The 3,348-nt window shown below is 70.7% G+C and carries 3 protein-coding genes; all 3 read right to left on the bottom strand.

Features of this window, described 5'->3' with window-relative positions:
- Positions 1 to 1,037: 1,037 nt before the first annotated feature.
- Positions 1,038 to 1,811, bottom strand: coding sequence for a 4-hydroxy-tetrahydrodipicolinate reductase (gene dapB, locus MBEBAB_RS14610; RefSeq protein ID WP_277905906.1), 774 nt, complete (start codon positions 1,809 to 1,811; stop codon positions 1,038 to 1,040).
- Entirely contained in the window at positions 1,783 to 2,967 is a 1,185-nt protein-coding gene (dnaJ, locus tag MBEBAB_RS14605) for a molecular chaperone DnaJ (protein ID WP_045319469.1), read from the bottom strand. Before dnaJ ends, dapB begins: the two co-directional genes overlap by 29 nt.
- Before the next feature lie 191 nt (positions 2,968 to 3,158).
- Positions 3,159 to 3,348: hypothetical protein (locus MBEBAB_RS14600; RefSeq protein WP_045319468.1), on the bottom strand; the 190-nt coding region annotated here is incomplete at its 5' end.

Raw genomic sequence — 3,348 nt, 5'->3', positions numbered from 1 at the left:
CAGCCTCGGCCTCAGCCCCCTCCGTCTCGTCGCTTCGCGCCGATCCACCTCCCCCGATGGGGGAGGATTAATCCCCGCATTTCCCGCCCCCAATCCCTTGCCCCGCCCCGATTTCGCGCCAGAACACCCCGAAACACGCCGCCGCCTTCCCACGGCCCGTAAACTCCCGCCTCCACGCGAGGAGACGGATCATGGACGACCACGGGCGCGACCCGGCGCACTGGCCTTCGGCGCAGGACCGGGCCGAGATCGACGCGGCCTTCTTCAATGACGCCCCATCCCGGGACGCCGCGCGCGGCGGCTATCGCCGGGCGTCGGACGAGGTCTGGGATCTGGCCCGGCAGGACTATCAGGCCGGCGATACGGCGGCGGACGTCTGCGCCCGTTACGGCCTCAAGGTCAGCACCCTGCGGGACCGCGCGGCCTCCGGGGGATGGCGCCGCCTGGACACGCCCCACGCCGCCCCCGACCCGGTGGACCTGGACTCCGACGAGGCCGCGACCCTGCCCGACTATCGGGAAATGGCCCACACGGCCCTGATCCGCATGAACCGCGCCCTGCAGGCCGGCCGCGCGGTGGAGGCCGGGTCGTGGATGCGTCTGCATGAAAAGCTGATGGCCCAGGCGGCGCGTCCCGATCCCGAACCGTCGCCGCCGCCGCCGCCCTCCTGGGTCGACCACACGAATCTCGAGGCCCGCCAGGCCGCCATCAACGCCCGCTTCGCCGAGATGCCCAACTACTATGCGCACATACGGCGGCCGTCCGCCGAGGCCGCGCCCGAACCGGCGGCGCCCGGCGCCCCCGGCGTCGGCGTTTCGGACAATTCAGACAATTCGCACCCTGTTTTTTCCGCCCCGCAGTCCGAAACCGCCACGCCCGTCACGGCTGGCGACGCGGCCGAAACCGCGCCGTCCGCGAAGCCGATTTCGGACCATTCGGACAATTCGCACCCTGTTTTTTCCGCCCGCGAGTTTGAAATCTCACCCGCCACAGACGGGGAGCCGAACGGGGAGGGGCCCGAAATCAGGAAAGAGGGCTCAGGCCTGCCGGAAGCCCAGCACGTCCTGCATGTCGTACAGGCCGGGGCTGCGGGCCTTGACCCAGACGGCGGCGGCCACGGCGCCCCGGGCGAACAGGGACCGGTCGATGGCCGAATGGCTCAGGGTCAGGACCTCGTCCTCCGAGGCGAACAGGACGGTGTGGTCGCCCACGATGCCCCCGGCGCGCAGGGCCGCAAAGCCAATGCCGCCAACGGGGCGTTCGCCGGTTATGCCCTCGCGCGCCGCAATGCGCAGCTCCGCCAGGTCGGCATGCCGGCCCATGGCCGCGGCCTCTCCCAGCATCAGGGCGGTCCCTGAGGGGGCGTCCACCTTCTTGCGGTGATGGCTCTCCAGCACCTCGATGTCCCAGTCCGCCGCGTCCAGCCGGGCCGCGGCGCGCTCCACCAGTCCCACCAGGATGTTGACGCCCAGCGAGAAATTGCCGCTGCGCACGATGGCCACCTTGTCGGCGGCTTTCGTGATCTCGGCTTCCTGATCGTCGCTCAGCCCCGTTGAGCCGATCACCAGCGCCGGGCCGCCGCGCGCCGCCACATGGCGGGCCAGTTCGACGGAGGCGTCAGGCGTCGAGAAATCGATGACCACGTCGCAAAGGGAGAGGTCCGGGGTCTCGCCGCGGTCGAAGCGGGCGGCCACCACCAGATCCTCGCGCGCGTCCAGCACCTGGCCGACGGCGCGGCCCATGCGGCCCCGGGCGCCCGAGACGCCACATGGATCACGCCGCTCAAGCCGCGCTTTCCTTCTTGGGCGTATCGTCGCTGCCGGTGATCTCGCTCCAGAACCGCTTGGCCTTGGAGGCGAAGCCGGAGTTGCGGGGGTTCTGGGCCTCGCCGCAACACTCGGCCAGCTCCTTCAGAAGCGCCTTCTGGCGGGCGTTGAGGTTCTGGGGCGTCTCCACGAACAGCTCCACCACCAGGTCGCCGCGCCCGCGGCCGTCCAGCCGGGGCATGCCCTTGCCCTTGATGCGCACGGTCTTGCCGGTCTCGGCGCCCTCGGGGACCTTGACGGAGGCCCGGCACTGGCCGTCGCAGGCCTCCGACACCAGGCACGGGGCCTCGATCTCGCCGCCCAGGGCCGCCACGGTCATGGGCACGGGGACGGTCACCAGCAGGTCCAGATTGTCCCGCTCGAACAGCTCGTGGGGCTTCACCGACAGGAACACATAGAGGTCGCCGCGCGGGCCGCCGCCCATGCCCACGTCGCCCTCGCCCGCCAGCCGGATGCGCGAGCCGTCGTCCACGCCCGCCGGGATCTTCAGCGACAGGGTGCGGTTCCTGCGCACCTGGCCGTGGCCGTGACACGAGCCGCAGCGGTCCTTGATGACCTTGCCCTGGCCGCCGCAGTGGGGGCAGGTGCGCTCCACCGCGAAGAAGCCGTTGGCCTGACGCACCCGCCCCTGACCGGCGCAGGTGGCGCAGGTGGTCGGCTGGCTGCCCGCCTTGGCGCCCGAGCCGTTGCAGGTCTCGCAGGTCGCCGTGGTGGGGACCGTGATCTCCGCATCCAGCCCCCGGTAGGCCTGCTCCAGGGTGATCTCCAGATCATGCCGCAGGTCCGAGCCCCGGCGCGGTCCGCCGCGCTGGGAGCGGGCCCCGCCGAACACGTCGCCGAACGCCTCGCCGAACACTTCGGAGAAGATGTCGTTGATGTCGTGGAAGCCCTGCCCGCCGCCGCGCCCGCCCGCGCCGCCGTTGACCCCGGCATGGCCGAACCGGTCATAGGCCGCGCGCTTCTGGTCGTCCGACAGGACGCCGTAGGCCTCGCTGATTTCCTTGAACTTGGCCGCGGAGTCCTCGCACCCGCCGTTCCGGTCCGGGTGGTGCGCCATGGCCAGCTTGCGATAGGCCGCCTTGAGGCCGGCCGCGTCGATGGTCCGCTCGACGCCCAGGATTTCGTAGAAGTCACGCGCCATAAGGCGTACCCGATTCCTTGTTTCGCCCCGTCGCGCCGAAGGCTCCGGCGCCGTCGTCATGCCTCAGATGGTGTCCGCCCCGACGGATGCAATATCCGCATGAAGGTCAGGGGTATCGCCATCCGCGATCAGAAAAAAGCCCCGCTCGCCTCACTGGAGAAGCGAGCGGGGCTCTGCTCGGTCAGACCGCCTCAGGCGCTCTTCTTGTCGTCGGAGTCCGAGACTTCCTCGAACTCGGCGTCCACCACGCCGTCGTCGGCGGGTTGCTCGGCCTGGGCGCCGTCAGCGCCGTCGCCGGAGCCCTGCTGGGCGGCGTACATGGCCTCGCCCAGCTTCATGGAGGCCTGGACCAGGGTCTGGGTCTTGGCCTTGATGTCCTCG

It is taken from the genome of Brevundimonas abyssalis TAR-001 (genome assembly GCF_000466985.1).
Taxonomy (GTDB): Bacteria; Pseudomonadota; Alphaproteobacteria; order Caulobacterales; family Caulobacteraceae; genus Brevundimonas; species Brevundimonas abyssalis.
This window is presented reverse-complemented; position numbering and strand designations above follow the sequence as displayed.